The 19177-nt window shown below is 44.8% G+C and carries 17 protein-coding genes; 2 read left to right on the top strand and 15 right to left on the bottom strand.

Annotated elements, in window-relative coordinates:
- Window positions 1–17: 17 nt before the first annotated feature.
- From anmK to gloB, 12 genes are all read right to left on the bottom strand, one after another.
- A complete protein-coding gene (gene anmK, locus ADIAL_RS11550; protein WP_081757734.1) occupies window positions 18–2060 on the bottom strand; it encodes an anhydro-N-acetylmuramic acid kinase AnmK in 2043 nt (680 codons plus the stop codon).
- A gap of 26 nt (window positions 2061–2086) precedes the next feature.
- On the bottom strand, window positions 2087–2371 hold the full coding sequence (locus ADIAL_RS06910; RefSeq protein WP_034301808.1) for a hypothetical protein: 285 nt from the start codon (window positions 2369–2371) through the stop codon (window positions 2087–2089).
- 13 nt (window positions 2372–2384) lie between these two features.
- Entirely contained in the window at window positions 2385–2696 is a 312-nt protein-coding gene (locus ADIAL_RS06905; RefSeq protein ID WP_034301806.1) for a PTS lactose/cellobiose transporter subunit IIA, read from the bottom strand.
- Between the two features lie 64 nt (window positions 2697–2760).
- The gene (locus tag ADIAL_RS06900) at window positions 2761–4125 is read right to left on the bottom strand and encodes a PTS sugar transporter subunit IIC (RefSeq protein ID WP_034301848.1); all 1365 of its coding nucleotides are present in this window, start codon (window positions 4123–4125) and stop codon (window positions 2761–2763) included.
- Between the two features lie 21 nt (window positions 4126–4146).
- A complete protein-coding gene (locus tag ADIAL_RS06895; RefSeq protein ID WP_034301804.1) occupies window positions 4147–4452 on the bottom strand; it encodes a PTS sugar transporter subunit IIB in 306 nt (101 codons plus the stop codon).
- Window positions 4449–5369: an N-acetylmuramic acid 6-phosphate etherase gene (murQ, locus tag ADIAL_RS06890; protein WP_051503795.1), complete on the bottom strand. Its 921-nt coding sequence runs from the start codon at window positions 5367–5369 to the stop codon at window positions 4449–4451. Before murQ ends, ADIAL_RS06895 begins: the two co-directional genes overlap by 4 nt.
- Window positions 5362–6216: a MurR/RpiR family transcriptional regulator gene (locus tag ADIAL_RS06885; RefSeq protein ID WP_034301798.1), complete on the bottom strand. Its 855-nt coding sequence runs from the start codon at window positions 6214–6216 to the stop codon at window positions 5362–5364. The genes murQ and ADIAL_RS06885 overlap by 8 nt, the downstream gene beginning before the upstream one ends.
- A gap of 237 nt (window positions 6217–6453) precedes the next feature.
- Window positions 6454–6891 (bottom strand): OsmC family protein, encoded by a 438-nt coding sequence (locus ADIAL_RS06880; RefSeq protein WP_034301795.1) that lies wholly within the window; start codon window positions 6889–6891, stop codon window positions 6454–6456.
- 246 nt (window positions 6892–7137) lie between these two features.
- Window positions 7138–8223, bottom strand: coding sequence for a GNAT family N-acetyltransferase (locus ADIAL_RS11465; RefSeq protein WP_197017773.1), 1086 nt, complete (start codon window positions 8221–8223; stop codon window positions 7138–7140).
- Window positions 8224–8303: 80 nt separating this feature from the next.
- Complete coding sequence (locus tag ADIAL_RS06870; RefSeq protein ID WP_034301846.1) at window positions 8304–9170, bottom strand: DMT family transporter; 867 nt, start codon at window positions 9168–9170, stop codon at window positions 8304–8306.
- A 324-nt stretch (window positions 9171–9494) separates the two neighbouring features.
- A complete protein-coding gene (locus ADIAL_RS06865; protein ID WP_034301792.1) occupies window positions 9495–10538 on the bottom strand; it encodes a zinc-dependent alcohol dehydrogenase family protein in 1044 nt (347 codons plus the stop codon).
- Window positions 10539–10768: 230 nt separating this feature from the next.
- The gene (gene gloB, locus ADIAL_RS06860; RefSeq protein WP_034301789.1) at window positions 10769–11470 is read right to left on the bottom strand and encodes a hydroxyacylglutathione hydrolase; all 702 of its coding nucleotides are present in this window, start codon (window positions 11468–11470) and stop codon (window positions 10769–10771) included.
- Between the two features lie 327 nt (window positions 11471–11797).
- On the opposite strand from gloB, the gene fabV reads away from it, so the two are divergent.
- The gene (fabV, locus tag ADIAL_RS06855) at window positions 11798–12994 is read left to right on the top strand and encodes an enoyl-ACP reductase FabV (protein ID WP_034301786.1); all 1197 of its coding nucleotides are present in this window, start codon (window positions 11798–11800) and stop codon (window positions 12992–12994) included.
- A 122-nt stretch (window positions 12995–13116) separates the two neighbouring features.
- On the opposite strand, the gene ADIAL_RS06850 is transcribed toward fabV, so the two are convergent.
- Window positions 13117–13434, bottom strand: a complete 318-nt coding sequence (locus ADIAL_RS06850) for an MGMT family protein (protein WP_155849199.1) — start codon at window positions 13432–13434, stop codon at window positions 13117–13119.
- Between the two features lie 423 nt (window positions 13435–13857).
- Here ADIAL_RS06850 and ADIAL_RS06845 point away from each other — a divergent pair, with 423 nt between their 5' ends.
- Complete coding sequence (locus ADIAL_RS06845; RefSeq protein WP_051503791.1) at window positions 13858–14943, top strand: D-alanyl-D-alanine carboxypeptidase family protein; 1086 nt, start codon at window positions 13858–13860, stop codon at window positions 14941–14943.
- Window positions 14944–15005: 62 nt separating this feature from the next.
- On the opposite strand, the gene ADIAL_RS11110 is transcribed toward ADIAL_RS06845, so the two are convergent.
- The gene (locus ADIAL_RS11110; protein WP_051503790.1) at window positions 15006–18248 is read right to left on the bottom strand and encodes an immunoglobulin-like domain-containing protein; all 3243 of its coding nucleotides are present in this window, start codon (window positions 18246–18248) and stop codon (window positions 15006–15008) included.
- A 438-nt stretch (window positions 18249–18686) separates the two neighbouring features.
- On the bottom strand, window positions 18687–19177 hold a 491-nt coding region (locus ADIAL_RS11460; RefSeq protein ID WP_034301783.1), incomplete at its 5' end, for a hypothetical protein.

Genomic DNA, 19177 nt, shown 5'->3' with positions numbered 1-19177 from the left:
CAAAATCTCCTTCTTTGTTAATTAGGATACGTTATTGATCCTAAAATCACTTCTTGTTTCGCACCTGTAACACTTGGAACATTTCCCGGCAGCTGATTAACTGTCTGGTTTCCAAGTATGACAAACGCAATCGCCTCTTTGGCATCTGAAGAAAACCCTAAATCTTCTTGAGTTTTTACTTTCACTCTCGTGTCCGCTAATAAATCCGCAATGGCCTTCATAAGCGTATCGTTATGTGTTCCGCCACCGCCTACAATTAAATTATCCACTTGGTGACCTTGTTTTATAATATCTTTAATATGCTTTACAATTGACTGAGCGGTAAAGTATGTCAATGTATAAATAAAATCTTCTTGTTTATACTCTTTATACTTTTCAATCAGTACTAAAGTATATTCTTTGCCGAACTCATCTCGCCCCGTTGATTTAGGTGTCGACTTTTCAATAAACCAGTGGCTCATTAGCTCGTCTAACAAGGATGGGATGAGCTTGCCTATACTTGCTATATCTCCATTATTATCGTAGTCAATAGAATAGAAGTGGCTTACAGCTTCATTAATCATCATATTGCCTGGGCCTGTATCAAAGCCAAAAATTGGTTCTTCAGTGCTTCGTGGTAGATAAGTTAAGTTGCTGATTCCCCCAATATTTAACAAGATATTATCTTGTCCATCTCTATACAATATGCTTTCACTCTTTGGAACAAGAGGTGCTCCTTCACCGTGAGCCGCCATATCTTTAGACCTGAAATTAGAAATAACCTTGGCACCTGTTTCGTAAGCAATTATAGAAGGTTCACCAATTTGCATAGTAGAACGTCTCTTATTCGTTCTTACTTCTGCATCGTGATAAACAGTCTGACCATGGGATGCGACATAACCTAGACTACTTGCGCTGATATTATTTTTCTCACAGATATTCTTTACAGCTTCTGCATACTCATAGCCTAAATCAACGTTTAATTCTGATAAGTTAGATAATAACAGCTGTTCACCCGAGACTACTTTTTCGACCTTTTTCAAGACATCAGCACTATACTGATAAGTCTGAAAATCCACAACTTCTATCTCCGTATCTTCATTTTGTCCAATAACTCTACATAATACTGCATCAATACCATCTAATGAAGTTCCTGACATTAAGCCTACAGCGAGGGTATCAGCATGATTCTGTTGAGTAAGTGTGTCTTTATATAACTTGACTACAGCTGCATTTGGTTCTTTAGGCTCTATGAAAGTAAAACGTGTATCTTCTTTCAGTCTATCTAGAAGCAATGTTAATACATAAGATTTCTGACTTAAGATTCCACCCATTACAGATACATCAATTTTATGATCTGTTTTTAGTTTATCTTTCATCAGTATCAATTTACCGTGTAAAACGGTCACAATATCCTCTAAGATTGTAACTGAAAATTTATCACCTTTTTCAGCTGACTGGATGATGAGAGGGGCAAACTGTGCAATATCACTTTTTTCGTGAGAGTATATATACAGTTTTATGTCTTCCATAGTTGACCCATCAATTTTGGTCAGTATCTTCTCAATGATTGATACATGACGATTCTCTTCCTCATAGACTTCAATTGCTTGCTTAATTGTTCGAATAACTATATCGTATCCGCTGCCTTCATCACCTAGAAGATGTCCCCAACCCCCAATTTTGGCTGTCTCATTATTGCTGCAACCATATAAAACGACTCCCGTACCAGCTACAAGCAATATTCCATTTCCTGATTTAAAGGTACTGTCAAATGCTAACTTGTAATCCGTATCAACTTCTACCGGGACACTAAAAAGTTGCTCTAAATAAGAAGTAATCTCCTCTTTTTTACTAGGAATTAGGCCCGCAATCCCTACAGAAATACCTTTTAAGTTGTTTTTTGACTGGTCTTTTTTCACTTCATGAATACTGTTCTCTATATTTTTTAATGCCATAGACCAGTTCACACTCACATTGCCCGGTCCTTTTTTGACTTCGTTAAATTTGTTCTCATTTGAATCATATGCGATTGCAGTTGTTTTCGTTCCTCCTGCATCTACGCCAATGTAATAATCCACTTAAATCGTCCTCACTTAATTAAACGTTATAAAGTTCGTCTACCGAACCCTGTTTTTGTTTTTCCAGTTTCAAGCATTTCTCGAGATACCTCAAAAAAGTAAATATTTGTCCATATAAACAGTACGATAAGCATGGCCCAGACAACAGAAGGTAGAGATGGAGCTGTTATTAAAGGAACTATAATGATAAATGGTCCCAGGAATCCAGCAAGCCAGCGATTTGGCTGATATTTTATTCTGAATTTTTTCACTACCCAAATTCCACTGATAAAAACCACTAGTAATGCTATTGCAAATATTAAATAAGCCATTATTAGTACTCCTTTACTTCAAAAGCTTTTCGAAAATCGGCAACATTCTTTTAACCATCTGATTTTCTGCAATAGCTGTCATCATATGATCTTGAGCATGAATCATCAGTAACCCACCATCAATTTTTTTTCCTTGAACTTCACTTTGGATCAATTTTGTTTGAGCGTTATGTGCAGCATTCATGGTTTTTTCAGCTTGTTCAATCAGTTCATATGCCTCTTCAATTTTCCCCTCATTAACATTATCTAATGCCTGATACGTTAAATCTCGTGCATCACCTGCACTAGCAATAATTTCAAAAATCATTTGTTCAATGTTCATCATCGATCTCTCCTTCTATGAATAATTACGAAATAAGAGGCTGAAAGATTCAACCTCTTGTTTCGTGTTATGCTGTTACTGTTTCTCTTGTTGCTTGTTTCTTCTGTTTTTCTTGTATTTCAGCATTTTCTTCTTCAATCATTTTCTTCTCGTAAACTTTGAAGAAAGGGTAGTAGATTCCTAAAGCAACAGCAATGTTGATTAATACTAATAGTAAAGCAGCGAAGCTTCCTCCTGAAGCCATCCACGCACCAATCGGTGCTGGTAGTGTCCACGGAGCCATTATAGTCAAGCCACTAACCAGTCCGAAGTACACTGCAAAATAAGAAATAGTTGTAGTGACGACTGGTGCTAAGATAAACGGAATAGCCAAAATAGGGTTCATAACAATTGGCGCACCGAAAATCATCGGCTCATTAATATTAAACAATCCTGGAATAATACTGAACTTACCAACTTGCTTTAAGTAAGCCGATTTGGAAAACACTAGTAAAATAGCTAATGCGAGAGTTGCTCCAGCTCCACCTACCCAAACGTACCACTGATAAAATGGTTCTGGTGCTATATACGGTAATCCGCCTTCACCAAACGTCATAGCTCCGCCATCCGCAACCGCTTCAATATTTGCATCAAGCATTACTAACCATGCCGGGCGCATAACGGACCCAATAACAGACATTCCATGAATACCAGCTGCCCATAGAACTGTCACCAAAAGAACAGGTAGCATGACACCGAAGTAATTATTCCCAGAAATCTCAATAAGAGGAGAGAATATCGACATCATTAATTCATTGATATCAAAACCAAGCATAACTCGTACAATCCATGCAAACACAATAACTACTGTAGCTGGAAATAAAGCTTCAAATGAGCGCGCCACTGAATCAGGCACTTGCTCTGGCATGGTCAATGTAAAGTTTCTAACTGTCATAAACCTCATAATTTCTACTGCAACAATCATAGATAAAATCGCTGTAAACATTCCCGCTCCACCGAGATTCCCCATCGGTAATACGAAACCAATAGGATCTGCTCCTTCAATTCCAGCTTCCATCGCCTCATTTAGTACTCCATCAACGTTTAGTGGAACATTCATCATCAGGAACGTGGCTAGGGAAAGAACTCCACCGGACACTCCATCGAGTTTATAGGACCGAGCCAAACTATAACCCATTCCATAGGCAGCATAGACACTCATCAATCCCACCGTCATTCTAAATGGAATCATGATATCTCCGACATAAGGTGCAACTAATTCTTGCAGAGCTTCAACAGGAGGTTGTGCCAAGATAATAAAGAATGACCCGACAATGATGAGGGGCAACGTTGAAATAACACCATCACGAACAGCTTTTAAATGTCTCTGTTCGGCTAGTCTTGCCATAGGAGGCATGAATTTTTCTTCTAACCATACTAAGAACTTTTCAATCATGTTTACCCAATCCCTTCTTTATTTTACTCCTGCTTGAATTTGTTTGATCAAACTAGGTGCTCCTAGAGGTGTATAACCTCTTGGCGGTATAAGTTCGCATGGAACTCCTACTGCATCCGCAGATACTTGGTAGTCCTTAAATCTGTGTTTTACCTGTGGTGCAACTAAAGCATAATCGTAGTTGTTTTTTACTTCCTCTTCAAATTCACCCGTACCTACTGCCTTGATATCTAAATCTACACCTTGTCTCTCTGCTTCTTGCTTCAGCGATTTAACAACAATCGCACTGGACATCCCACCTGAACATACCATCAAAACTTTCATTTTACTTCCTCCTTATTTTTATAATTTTCAATTGCTTTTCTCACATGATTTTTTGAAGCATTAAGCTCATTAATAGCTGTAGACTGATCAATATCAAGTAATATACATATGATTGCTATTTTCACATCATAATTACTACTTTGTAAGATACTTTGCGCCATACTTCTAGTGATTCCTGTACTCGATTGAACAATCTGTATTGCACGCTCTCTAAGTTTTTCATTTGTGGGCTGGACATCTACCATTAAATTTCCATAGACTTTTCCTATACCAATCATTGATACAGTAGAAATCATGTTAAGTATAAGTTTTTGTGCAGTGCCAGCTTTTAATCTAGTTGACCCAGTTAAAATTTCTGGACCTAATGATACTTCAATTGGCACATCACTTAATAAGCCGATTTCACTATTTTTGTTACAACTAATTGCTACAGTAGCTGCACCAATTTCATTCGCATATTTTAAACAACCTTTTACATAAGGCGTTCTTCCACTTGCCGCTAGCCCAATAACGATATCTTTAGATTTTAAACTAATATCCTTAAGATCTTTAATACCCATTAATTCACTGTCTTCTGCGCCCTCTATTGCATTAGTGACTGCCTCTTTCCCACCTGCAATGACGCCTCTCACCATATGCTTAGAAGTTCCGAAAGTGGGTGGACACTCTGCTGCATCTAAAACACCTAATCTTCCACTAGTTCCTGCTCCTGCGTATATTAAACGTCCATCATTATTAAAAGCTTCAACTACTAGTTTAACCGCTTTTTCAATATCTGGTATCACCTCCTTAACAATTAGAGGTACTTTTTGGTCTTCTTCATTCATTATTTTTAAAGCTTCTAAATAACTCATAGAATCAAGATTAAGCGTACGCTCGTTTTGTTTTTCTGTCACTATATTAGATAAATTAACCATCATCGTAGTTCCCCTTTTTAATTTGAGTTTTTTCTAGTATCTCAATGGATTGTTCATATTGCTTATTCAAATACGCAGTATATAAAATATCAATCAGGTTTAATTGAGCTATTCTTGAAGACATAGCTGCGCTCCTGAATCCATACTCATTAGAGGCTACATAAAGGTTAATATCAGCAAAATTAGCAATCGGAGACTCTGCATATTTAGTAATCGATATAAGCTGAGCACCTGAATTTTTAGCCTCTTTTATGCATGTAAGCATTTCTTCTGTCTGACCAGAATAAGAAATGAAAACACCTACATCTTTTTTGTTCATGTTCTTTGCCATGAGTAATTGTGTATGCCAGTCCTCACTCACGTATGCCATTTTATTGATTCGTATGAATTTCAGTTGTGCGTCTTTCGCTACAATCAATGATGCTCCTATCCCAAAAAAAATGAGTTTTTGGCAAGCTATGATTTTTTCAGTCGCTTTAGCTAAAATACTTGCATCTTGTAAATCACTAGTCTCTTCTAAAGAAAGAATATTTTTGTGACTAACCTTATGCACTATTTCGCTAACACTATCTGTTTTGGTTACATCGTTGATTACTTTGGCTTTGTAATTATTTCTTACCGCTGACTCGTACACAAAAGCCTTCATAAAATCTTTGTACCCATTAAAACCACATTTCTTACATAATCGGATAATTGATGAAGGAGAAGTGTACGTAGCTTCTGCAAGCTTGTATATGGTCATCTTAGAAACGCTTTCATTATTATTTAATATAAAACCAATTATGGCTTCTTCTGTTGTGGTTGCCTCATTAAGGTATTCTTTTAGCCTAATAGTTACAAGTTCCATATAATTTTCTCCTTTGCATATTTAGATACTACCACTAGTAAACTTTGTGTCAATAAACCGCTTACATTGTGAAACATTATACCACATTTTGGCTCTTTTCATTCTCTTTTTTAACAAATGAGCGGTACTTTTCATAAATATTTTCTCCTAATAAATATAGTTACTAAATTTTATATACAAAAAAACATCGGTTCCGGAGTTGCTTCCCGGAATCGATGCTTTATTACTTTATAAAACTCAGGCTTTGACCCAGCTGTCGACCATGTTTACTCCGGCTGCCTTGAAGAGCGTATAGACCGGGCAGCGAGCTTCAACCTGCTCCTGGAGAGCCTTGACGCGCTGTTCGGATTCGGTGGTTTCGACAGAAACGTTGATCGTCACTGTTTCAAAATAAGGCTTGACTGTCGGGTCCCCCATAAAACCACGGGGATCGAACTCACCCGTCACCTCAAAGGACAGCTGTTTCAAGTCGAATTCCATTTCACTTGCTGCCATATTCGCCACAACATTCTCACAGGAAATTAGAGATGATAAGGCCGTCTGCAGGGGGTTCGGACCGGAGTCTTTACCGCCAAAATTGACCGACTCATCCATGATCAGCTGGTGATTACCCGCTTTAGCGGTGAGCGCAAAACCTTCACTTTGTCCATCGACTGTAAACTTCATTTTTTCCATAAAAGCATTCATCCTTTTCTTTATATTTGTTTGTATATAGTTTAACAGTTTGTACACTTATTTAAAATAAGCAGACCCTGACTGAATGTCATTACTGGAATCTTTAAAGCAACCGGCTTTTACTTTCGCCACAGGAAGGAAATTGCAATTCGACCTTTACCATTGCCCTGGAAACTTTATTTTTAGAAGTCTGGGGAAAGACTCATTGAAACATTCCACTTCCTTTTCAGGAAGGTCTTCAAACACCTACGAATGGTAGTATTTTCCCTGAACTTCAGACGGGCCGCCCGGGACCAGCTCGATCCCCATAAAGGCTTCAAAATTATTCCCTTCAGCCGTCGTGATACCGAAATCTGCGCAGGAATGAAAGCCGATTCGAAGATAGTAGTCAGGTTCTCCGTAAATGATGATACCCCTGTATCCCTGATTTTTTGCTTCGGTCATCGTTTCCTTTAGTAGGCATTCACCTATGCCGCAGCCCTGCATGTCTGGGTCAACAAAGAGGGGACCAAAAGTCAGGACCTCATATGTTTGATCCTCGCCAATTACCCTTGCTCTGGAATAGAATATACCACCGACTACCCGGCCGTTTACTAGGGCGATCCGGCTGAGGTCCGGTAGGTAGTCTGCATGCTTTCTTAGACGGCTGACCAGGTAATGCTCGTCGCAGCCAGGCCTGTATTTGTTCCAGAAAGCCTTCTGAGTCACTCTTTCTACTTCATGCCAGTCTTTTTGCTGTTCCGGTCGGATTTCAATAGCTTCCCGCTTTAATTTTGACGAAACTGGCCGCCGCCAGTCGAAGGTCAACTGGTCTTCAGACCCGTTGTCCGCCCGTTTGGCAGAAGTCGCTCTTTCTAACCCAATCAATATGAAGCCCGCTCTTTCCAGCTCTTCTGCTTTCAAGGCTTCAGAGGTTTTAATGCTCACCTTGATGCCTGGACGGCGTTCCAGTCGCGCCTGCTCTTTGGCTACATCGAGCAGAGTCTGACCTTCTTGACCTCTGAGTGATCCGTCTGCCAACCAGAATTGAGTAATTATCAGGTTTTCGGATGCTCTGTCAGGGCACGTCTCTACAGACGCACAGAGATCGCCTTCTTTTCTGATACCCCAGGCAAACGCCTGGTCAGACGAAGCTGCGTAAAGATGTCCGGAAGATCTCTTCCTTGGAGGTGTCTGCTCAGCTTCCTTGTTCTTTATGACTTTGAACAACCGGATCAAGTAGCCTGACTTCTCTTTAGCAAAAGACAACTGAAATTCTTCCTTTTCTTCTGGTGGGCACAGGGCATGCCCCTCCCATGTATCACGGGTCAGATGCTCAATATTCTTACACACCCTTCATCCTCCTCACGCTTTATTTCTTTCCGGCTTACACCTCTATCTGATCAATCTGTCTGTATGATCTATAGGTTTGCTTACTGTTCCTGGGCCTTTTTCACACTGAGAGTGGTGACTGTGGTCAGAATAATGGCCATGCCGACTAGCTGCAGCCACTCCAGCTGTTCGCTCATGACCAGCACACCGAACAAAGAAGCCGTTACCGGCTCGACCATGGCCGATACTGATGCCCCGGTAGGAGAGGTTCGCTCCAGACCGTAGATGTAGAGTATAAAGGAGAGACCGGCACCGAGGATCCCCAAAAGAACCATCCAGATCATGTCTGAGGAAGTGATCGCCGATACGGCTTCGTCGCCGTCAATGAAGAAGGGTGTCACAATGGAAAACAACAGGAAAGCGATAGTCAGAATCCCCTGGGGCTCTCCGTTCTTGGCCGCATATTTGAAGCCGAACAAAAAGAGAGCATAAGAGACGCCGGCACCTAGGCCTGTTGCGATCCCCACCAGCGTAATTCCTTCCGAATCGACGTCATATATCTCTGTCATCAAAGCAACGCCGATCATAATGCTTAAAATGGCCATCCATTTGAATAAAGTAGCCTGTTCCAGCTTGAACATAAAAGAAGCCAGCATGACGAAAATCGGAGCCGTATACATCAGTGTGGCTGCCACAGCAATACTGCCTTCCGATATGCTGACAAAGTAAAAGATAAAGTTTCCGGTCACACCCAGCCCGGCAATCCCCGACCATAACAGCATCTTTTTATTGAAGGACACCGGCTTGATCATGAGCCAGATACTCACACAAATCAGACCGATAAATCCCCGATAAAACGTAATGACAAGAGGATCCCAGCCCTCTTCCATCAGATAGCCGCCCAAACCTCCGGAAAGTCCCCAGAATAAAGCAGCCAGTATAACTAACAACAATCCACCTATTTTCACCTGTCTCGTCCTTTCTCCTGCCTCTTCCATTTATCTCTAAATCGAAACAATGACACTATTTAAATCATTTAAAGGCAATATATATCACATAAGTGTTATTATCAATCGATAAGCATTCCGTGCTTTTGGGAAAAGATAGCATCAGACAAGGCAGAAAAAACGGAGCCCAACCGGCCCAGTTGAGTTCCGTTAAAGAAGTGAACGACCACGAGTCAGATCTTAAGCTTCTGCACATCCATGAGTTTTGAGCTGGCATGAAACACACCAGACCGAAGTCAGGCCGGCAGCTATTAAGAAACCTGCCGGCCTGAATAAAAAAAGCAATTAGTCGAAATCGATGATCAGCTTCAGGGCCTTGTTTTCTGCCGCTTTTTCAAAGGTATCGTAAGCTTTCAAAATATCATTGAAATGGAAGTGATGGGTGACCAGTTCGTTCGGCGTGATTTTCCCGGAGGCGACGGTTTTGAGCAGCATCGGTGTTGTATAGGTGCTGACTAAGCCGGTGGATACGTTGATGTTCTTGATCCACAGGGTTTCCAAATGGAATTCCACGCTCTCTCCATGCACACCGATGACAGCCACCCGGCCACCCGGTGAAATCATCTGCTGGCAGAGGTCAAAGGTCTGCGGATAGCCGACCGCTTCCATCGCCACATCGACCCCGACGCCGTCCGTCAGTTCCATAACTTCCCTGATCGTAGCTTCAGGATCTTTGGAGTTGATAGTATGCGTGGCGCCAAACTCCTTAGACAGTTCTAGCCGGTTGTCATCCAGATCAATCATGATGATCTTGCCCGGTGAGTAGAACTGAGCAGTTAAAAGTGCCGCCATACCGATTGGACCCGCTCCGACGATGGCCACGGTACAGCCCGGTTCAACCTGGCCGGAAAGGACCCCAATCTCCAGACCTGTAGGGAAAATATCACTCAGCATAACCAGACTGTCGTCATCTATCCCTTTAGGCACATGATGCAGACTGTTGTCCGCATGCCGAATTCGCACATACTCCGCCTGAGTACCATCAATCAGGTGGCCAAGGATCCAGCCACCGTCCTTACAATGCGCATAAAGTCCCTTCTTGCAGTAATGACACTTGCCGCAGGACGTAATGCAGGAAATCAGCACCTTGTCTCCGACTTTAAAGTTGGCTACGCCGTCTCCCACTTCCTCAACAATTCCGACTCCCTCATGCCCAATCGTCAGCCCCTCGGGTACTTCCGGCACATGTCCGGCCATGATATGCAGATCGGTCCCGCAGATGGTCGTTTTGACCAGCTTGACCACCACATCTGTGCTGTCTTCAACTCTCGGCTTGTCTTTTTCAAGCACTTCCTTCTTGCCGACGCCCATATAAGATAAAGCCTTCATCTCAACTTCCTCCTTCATCATTTTATGTATAAAAATCCAATTATATTGCTCACTATTTAACAAACTAATTATACCACTTCCCTCCTGGTCTTGCTAACAGTAAGGTCGGCTGGAGTCAATAAACTATCTAAAAAGTTTATTTAAAACAGTTAAAAAAAGACCCCAGGATTGTCCCGAAGTCTCTGTTTGAATTGCTTGCTGTCCTGTCTTGAATACAGCCTTTTATAGTTTTAAAAATGGTCTCTTTTATCCCGCAGATCTTTGAAGGCCTCGACTGTTTCAGCCTGAAGAAAAAGGTTGATCTGCTTTTCCTTTCCAATCGTTGACGGCAAGGTAGGGATGCCCTGTTCTCTTTTGTCACTGACTTGCTTGAGTGCCTCTTCTATAAGAGAGTCTTCAGGCCTTTCTCCGTGAGCAAAACGCAGGTTGGTCTGGGTATACTCATGGCCCGCATAGACTGTTACTTCCTCCGGCAAGGATTTGAACTGCTGCAGCGCTTCAAACTGGGCTTCATAGTCACCAGTAAAAACTCGCCCACAGCCGCCTGAAAACAGCGCATCTCCGCAAAACAGCACTCCTTCTCCCAGAAAACTGACGTGCTCCTTGGAATGACCGGCTGTTTTCATCACTGTAAATACTTCCCCCAACAGCGAAAAGCGGTCTCCTTCTGCTACTACTTGAGAGGCCAGTTCTGCTGTTTCTACAGGACCATATACAGGCGTTTCAGGATAAGCCTCCAGCACCTCTTTAACTCCTCCGACATGATCGCTGTGCTCGTGCGTCAGTAAAATGGCCGCCAACTGGAGGTCCTTGTTCCTTATATGGTCCAGCACCCCTTTAGCTTCCCCGGGATCGACCACCACGGCCTGGCCGTCTTTTTCCATGACCCAGATATAGTTATCCGAAAATGCTTTGACTGCACTGATCTGCATATTTACCGCTCCTTTAGTTTGATTTATCCTTTGTACCTCCCATTATAAAGAACTTTTTCTCCTTTCACCAAAAATTGCCTCGAGGCTGACATACCAGAAAAAAAGCGCCTCTCTTTCACTGCTTTCTTGGTTGACAAGTAAATAAGACACGCGGGCCATCCGGCTTTTCAAAATAGCCAGCCGCTTGTCCCTTTTGTCAGCAGAAGGTCTTCTAACACCTTTAGCTACAGCTTTTCAAAGTAATTTAGTTTGATACTCAAAATATATTTCTATGTTTCTCATTTTCTGCTATGATAGTCCTGTAACTAAGTTGAGGGGGAAGTATATATGGTAAAATTCAAACAAAATATACGCGGTAATGTGGCTTTGGGAGTCAATCCGCTGGGATGCAGGCAAGAAGTGCTGAACCAGATTGAGTATGTAAAAAGCAAGGGAAGCTACGAGGCGCCCAAGAAAGTCCTGATCATCGGGGCTTCGTCCAGCTACGGCTTGGCGACGCGGATCAGTCTAGCTTTTGGAGGCGGCGCAGATACAATCGGCGTTTCTTTTGAAAAAGGACCAAAAAGTGAGCGCAACCTGGGTACTGCGGGCTGGTACAATAATATCGCCTTCAAGGAAGCGGCTGAAAAAGAGGGCCTGACTGCCAAGAACTTTGTCACGGATGCCTTCAGTCATAAAGCCAAGCAAGAAGTCATTACTTATATCAAGGAAGAATTCGGCGGCAAAGTAGACCTGGTTGTTTACAGCTTGGCCAGCGGGCGCCGGACCGATCCGGAAACCGGTGAAACCTATACGTCTTCCATCAAGGCCATCAAAGAACCCGTCGTCGGACCGAACATCAATATGCAGAAAGAAGAATTTTATACGGAGACCCTTGAGCCAGCAACTGAGCAGGAAATTGCCGACACTGTCAAAGTCATGGGTGGAGAAGACTGGGAGCTATGGATGAAAGCCCTGAAAGAAGCGGACGTCCTTTCAGAGGGTGTGCTGACCACCAACTACTCCTATCTTGGAACCGAACTGAACCGCCCTTATTACGGTGGTGGAACCCTTGGACAGGCTAAAGCTGACTGTGATGAAAAGGCCGACAAAATCAATGCCTTGCTGGGTGACTTGAACGGCAAGGCACTGATCGTAGTGGCAACAGCCGTAACGACCAAGGCCAGCTCGGTCATTCCTTTCTTTATCGTCTACTGTATCGGACTCTATAAAGTCATGGAAGAAAAAGGGACACACGAAACACCGATCATGCACCAGGATAGGATTTACCGGGACATGATCTATGGCGATCAGGCAGAATACGATGAAGCCGGCCGACTCCGTCCCGACAGCTGGGAGCTGGATGAAGACACACAGGCTGAAACAAAAGCCCTGATTGAGCAGCTGACGGCGGAGAACTTTAATACCGACTTCACCGCCTATGATCTTTTTTATAAAGAATTTTCAAACTTGAGCGGCTTTATGGTCGATCATTACAAAGAACAGGATGTCACTATCGACGACCTGAAAGCTATGCAGCCTTAAATATATAAACCCCCCCCCTCCTTACAGAGCGGTCATAAGGCCGGACAGAATTGTCCGGCCTTTTTCTATTATTTTTACAAAGGAGCTTCTAAATTAGAAGCCGGCTCACGTTGGTTCCCTTCTCAACTCTCCCACTTGCAGCTGTTGATAGCTACATGGGTGTCACTTTTCATCGGCACCCCTTCAGCTTCAAGCAGGCTCTTTTGACTACTCCAGCCTGGAACCAGTCTTCCGGCATGGTTTACTACCCGGTGACAGGGATAGTCCCCGTAATGATCTGCCCGGCTAAGGATCCTGCCTACCAACCGAGCCTGATTCGGCTGGCCAGTCAGCCGGGCGATTTGACCGTATGTGGCCACCTTTCCTGAAGGGATTTCCTCCACAACAGAAAGGATTTCATAGACCTTTTGTTCATCCACACGCACTCCTCCTTCAGACATTTCATTACCTGTTTCATTTACTGACTCTATTATGCCTGAGCAACTTCTCGCTGGTCAACTCAACTCCTGCCCTGCTCGCATTTATCCTCCGACTAGCTGCTCTAAGGATAAACAAATTGTTTCACATGAAACAGATTGACGATTAATAACTTTAATAATATAATCAACCTATACATATAAAGTCGCCTTCCTTTTTCATTGAGACTGAATTATCTTCTGTCCTACCTAAGGCGATGCTACCTGTACGCCTGTAATCACTTCCTTTTTCTCTTCCTTATTCCTATCATATCAGCTTCAACCTACTAACTGTCCTTACTTGTCCTTTTGCTTTTCGTTTCAAGCAAATCATCTATATTGCTTTTTATCTTCTATTTAAAAAGAGCATAATATTTTATTATATATATAAAAGGAGACCCTTCTACCATGAATACAGCCCAGCTTAAACGTTCCTTTTTGCTGCTGACCATCTTTTTATCCGGCCTGTTACTAGCCAACATGACCCTGAATGAAACTGACCCTTTTGACCAGTTTGTCTCTGCTTCAACGCTAGAATACCAGACGACAGCCAATCTGAATCTCCGATCCGGTGCCTCCACCCGGCATAAGATCCTGCTGACCATTCCCAGAGGCCAGAAAGTGGAGTACCTGTCCAAATCCGGCAGCTGGTACCGGGTCAGATACAATGGCAGGACCGGTTTTGTTTCCTCCAGCTACCTGAGAAAAGTGCCGGCAGTGGCTCCAGCCAAGCAAACTACAGCCAAACCGGCTGCGGCACCAAAGAGCCAGACCAGCTACGAGACGACCGCCAATCTGAACCTCCGGTCCGGTGCCTCCACCCGGCATAAGATCCTGCTGACTATTCCCAGAGGCCAGAAAGTGGACTTTATCAGCCGGTCCGGCTCCTGGTTCCAGGTGCGCTACAAGGGAACGACCGGCTTTGTCAGTTCGGCTTATTTAAAAGCCGCCCCTGCATCCAAAGCGGCAGCACCTAAAGCTGAAATCAAGCCGACCTACGTCAACGGCGTGCTGCTCGTCAATAAGCACTACGGTCTGCCGGCTCATTTTGCTCCTGGCGAAAATAAAGAAGCCCGTGCCGCCTTCAACCGGATGGCCCAGGCCGCAGCAAAAGACGGGATCCGGCTGACTGCTTTCAGCACTTACCGTTCTTTTGAACGTCAGCGGACCCTTTACAATAACTATGTGAAAAAAGACGGTCAGAAAGCGGCCGACCGCTACAGTGCACGGCCGGGTCACTCCGAGCACCAGACCGGACTGGCTTTTGATGTGTCCCAGACCGGCGCCAAAAATCCGTTTGCCGAATCTCATGCGACCCGCTGGATGGCCCGGCATGCGCACACTTATGGCTTTATCGTCCGCTACCCCAAAGGCAAGGAGCATATCACCGGCTACATGTATGAGCCCTGGCACCTGCGCTATCTGGGTCCAGACCTGGCAGGCAAGGTCTACCGCAGCCATCTGACGCTGGAAGAATACCTAGGCATCAAGTAAACGCTCAGCCGTCCGCTCATAAAAAAGACAGGCTCACTGAGCCTGTCTTTTTATGCCCAGAACTAGTCTTTGACTGTTCCGTTGATCTGCAGATTGTCAATCCGGTTATTGCCTGATGCTCCGGTTGCTCCGTTAAAGTATACGCGGACAAAAACCTTTTCCTGATTGTCTACCTCCGGCGGCAAAGTCAGCTCCTTCACCTGCCAGGTGGCAGTAGTATGAGCAGTATTCTCTCCAAAAGAAGTAAAGTCCTCTCCGTTCAAGGAATACGCCCACTCGTGCAGGTCAAAACCAGTGCCGGTGCCTCTAATGGCAAAGGAAAGCATAATGTCTTCCAGCTGGCGGGCAGAAAACTCCAGCTCCACAAACTTGCCGTTATTCAGATTGCTCAGCAGCGACAGGGAATTGCCGGCCGCCTGCTCTTCCAGACCGTTCAGCACCGTCCCCTGAAATTCCGAAATATTGGCAAAATCAGTCCGCAGCACTGCTTTTCCACTGTCTGCTTCAAGGATACCGCCGCCTGTCAGTGCACTGCCGAATCCGCTGTCGTTGAAATGCCAGTAACCAATTAGAGGCTCTGCATCCTCAGGCATCACGGTGCTCTCTCCTTTGACCAGCAAGGTGAAGCTTCTGGTCTGGCTGACTTCCCCTTTGGAGAGTGTGGCCGTCAGCGTAACGGTCACGTCCTCATCTTCCAGACGATTAACAGCTCCTTCCGCAGAAATGACTTCCGGCTCACTGGAAGCCCAGCTTACAGCTGAACCGTTAATGCCACTCTCTGCTAGTAAGACGTCTTCCGTAACCGACTCTGCTGCATCTGTCCCCTGATAAATCACGGCCAGATTGTCTGCATCCAGCTGAACAGACACCGAGTCAGACAACGGACTTGGATTCCCGGTCACACGAATATCGTCGATCCGGCTGGTTCCACCGGATGAAACGATTCCGCCATTGATGCTGGTATCTGAAGTATTCAGCCAGCGGACAAAAACGGTCTCCTGGTTTTCAGCTTCAGCGGGTAACTGTACCGCCTCGACAAAGCCTGCATTCCAGTTGGTTCCCACCGTGATGCCCTCACCAAAGTCCACCCAGTCTGATCCGTTTAAACTGTACTGCAGCTTGAAGTCCCGGGGACCTGTATTAGATCCCAGCTGTCTGGATGACAGGGTGATATTCTTGAAGCCGACTGTCTCAAAATCAATCTGATAATACTTGCTTCCGGCACCCTCCTGCCAACTGTTGGTGTTATAAGCAAATGTGCCGCTGCCCCCTGTCCCCTGCGGGAAACTCGGTATGACAGCTGTTTCTCTTCGGATAGACCGGCTGTTGTTGGCCACCGTGTTGCTGTCTACATCCGCTGACTGATTTTCAAACGTCCAGCCGACAATATCGATGATCGGCTCCAGTACCGTGACATTCAGGTTGAGCACTTCCACCGCTTCGCCATTACTAATTTCAGCTGACAGCGTCACGGCCGTGTTCTCCTCCAGTGTCTTGTTGATCACACCCTCAGAGCTTACAATGCTCTCATCACTGCTGCTCCACTCGACAGCCGAACCATAGCGTGCACTCAGCGGCAGCGTCATGTCTCCGGTCAAACGCGTGATGTTGTGATTGGCCAGCACAGTGAGTTTGACTTCATTTTTATCTACAAACGCCAGCTCCTGATCAGACAATGTTTTCTTAGTATAACCCAAAGCAATGGCTTCACTTTCTCTGAAAAACACCCGATGAGCAGAAGGAATGGCTGCATACTGATTCGGTTCCACATATTCCTTCGTCAAAGCATTCCCGACGAAGCGTGACATGCCACTGTCCCCGCGTTCTCTGGCACGGAACATAGGCGGCTCCTCCAAGAGAGGATCTGCCGGGTCATACATCCCGATCTGATTGGCTTTGGCTTCTTCTGCCGCTGCTATATACTGAGCTACGGTGGCCGTTTCAAAAGGATAGATGAAGTACGTTATGGCCTGGCCGGCACGCACCAGCTCAAGGTTGGTATTGACCCCGTCGAGCGTAATAACCTCCGCCAGCAGTCTGCCGAAGGGATCCAGCGGTTCCTCACCCAGGCGCAGGATCACCTGGTCGCCGTCACTCAAATAATTTCTCAAGTATTCACCCGCGCGGATACCGTGATCCATCTGATGTTGATCCAGATCGTTACGGACAGCATGATACGTTTCAGCTGTATCGATATTCAGAAAGCGGATATTGGTCGCCCCAAATACCGGATCGACGATACGAATTGTGTCGCCGTCGACCACACGGTCAACTGTTGCGATAAACTCGCGCTCATTGGTTGACGGTTCCGCTCTCTGCTCGTCAAGCTTTGTGATGTCCGCTTGCTGTCTTGGCAACAGCTGAATGCTGTCGTTGTATTTACTTAAAATGCCTGTGACCTCAAACCAGTGCCCAGGTTCGATGTCTTCCAAAATGATACCGGTCGATTCCCAAGTCCGCATCAGTAGGGTGTTGAACGCATCATCGACCAGGGAGACGTTTGCTCCGCCAAAGTAATAGCTTGGTACGGTCTGAATAAAGCCTTCAAACGTCACCAGCTGTCCCTGAAGCGATTCAGCCAAATCCGCGTCCGACAGATCTTCGATTGTGACAAATCGAGGCTCAAGAGGCTGATTCTCAGCCAGAACGGTGATGTCAGAAACCGTCAGCTGGGTCACGCCAGAATGAACCCCGACTTCACCCGTTGCTTCTATCCGGTCGCCTGCCTTCAAATCAGGGAAGCGCTTTGGACTAAAACTGAAAAGCTGAATGCCAGCCTGGGCGTCTTGAATATAGACATTCAAGCGGTCTGCCTGCAGGGCCTGCTGGTCGACGCTGACTACACCCTGAACCGTGACTGTTTCGCCGATCTGCATTCTGGCATCGGCAATGGAGCTGCCCGTTTCACCAAGAACCGATACCGGGATATCGACAGTAAGCTCACTTTGTCCTCTTGAAGCCGTTGCGGTGATCGTTGTCATGCCTGTTTTGTCTGCGGATGCCTGAACCACGCCTGCTTCACTCACTGTCACGAGAGTCTCGTCCATGCTTTCCCAGCTGACTCGGTTGTTCTGGGAGTGGTTTGAATATGTAGCGGTAGCCTCCAGTTGCTTAGACTCCCCTAAGCTCAATTGAAGCGTGTCTTCGGATATGTTCAAATCAATTACCCGGTTGGCTGCATTCCTCTGCGCCGGTCCGGCTGCGTGACTAGGTACGGCATACCCGGCAGGTGCCATTCCTATCGATGAGCTTAACAGAACTCCTGTGAACAGTAACGGGACCCATTTCTTTTTATATGCTTTCATCTTTTCCTCCTATGATAACCATTGTTTGTACCTGATACCGACCGCTTGTCCGATCCCCCTTGCCGTTAAATGTTTTACAAAGCAAGCTGACTTTGTTGGGGACAAATCCTTTTATTTAACCCCTTCAATCAACCCCTCAATCATACCACTTTATTTTTCTGAGCGAATCTTAATTTTCGAATATTTACATTAAATTGACAAAATAATATAAATATATCTAGCCCCAATGCAAAAAAACGCTGAATAAACGAACAAAAAAAATCGTTTAACACATTATATTCGTTCTTTTTATTCTGAACTCTTACTTTTTTAATTCTTCACCTAATACAAAACATCCCTGACCGTCTCATGTGAATACGAGACTATCAGGAATGTTCAGCGTTTGTTATTTTATTGTCTTACAGCAAATAAAGTGGATGGGCCAGATTATCCGCCTCCTTATTTGCCTTCTTTCTTTTTGCCGCGCATTAATTTGATTCCTACTCCTCCAGCCATACTCAAGAGTGCTGCCAGTCCGACCGTCCATGTACCTGTTGCCGTGTTAGGCAAGACTTCTGTATTCCTCTGTTGCGCTTGAGCAGCTGCTTCTGTGTTTGCAGAAAACTGTCGGCTTCTGTTAGATGGACCTGTTGACGCCCCTGCTCTATTTCTTGTTTCACTGCTTGCTGCATGATGAGCAGACCCTGATTGATTCTCAACTCTTGTCTTTTCTTCAGAAATTTCCGGTTTTGTTGAAGACCCTTCTTCTCCACTACCTGCTTGATTATTCCCTGAGGGATTGGTTACTTCAAACGGCGGACGATTAACTTCTGACGGGTGATTTTCTTCTTCGTCTGATGAATCCGGTGCGTCATTCTCTTCGTCGTCTGATGGGGCCGTTACGTCTTCTTCTTCGTCATCTTCTGACGGATCGGTTGCGTCATCCTCGT

It is taken from the genome of Alkalibacterium sp. AK22 (genome assembly GCF_000585255.1).
Lineage (GTDB): Bacteria > Bacillota > Bacilli > Lactobacillales > Carnobacteriaceae_A > Alkalibacterium.
Note: the sequence above shows the minus strand (reverse complement) of the source record. Positions and strands in the feature narration are given on the sequence as shown.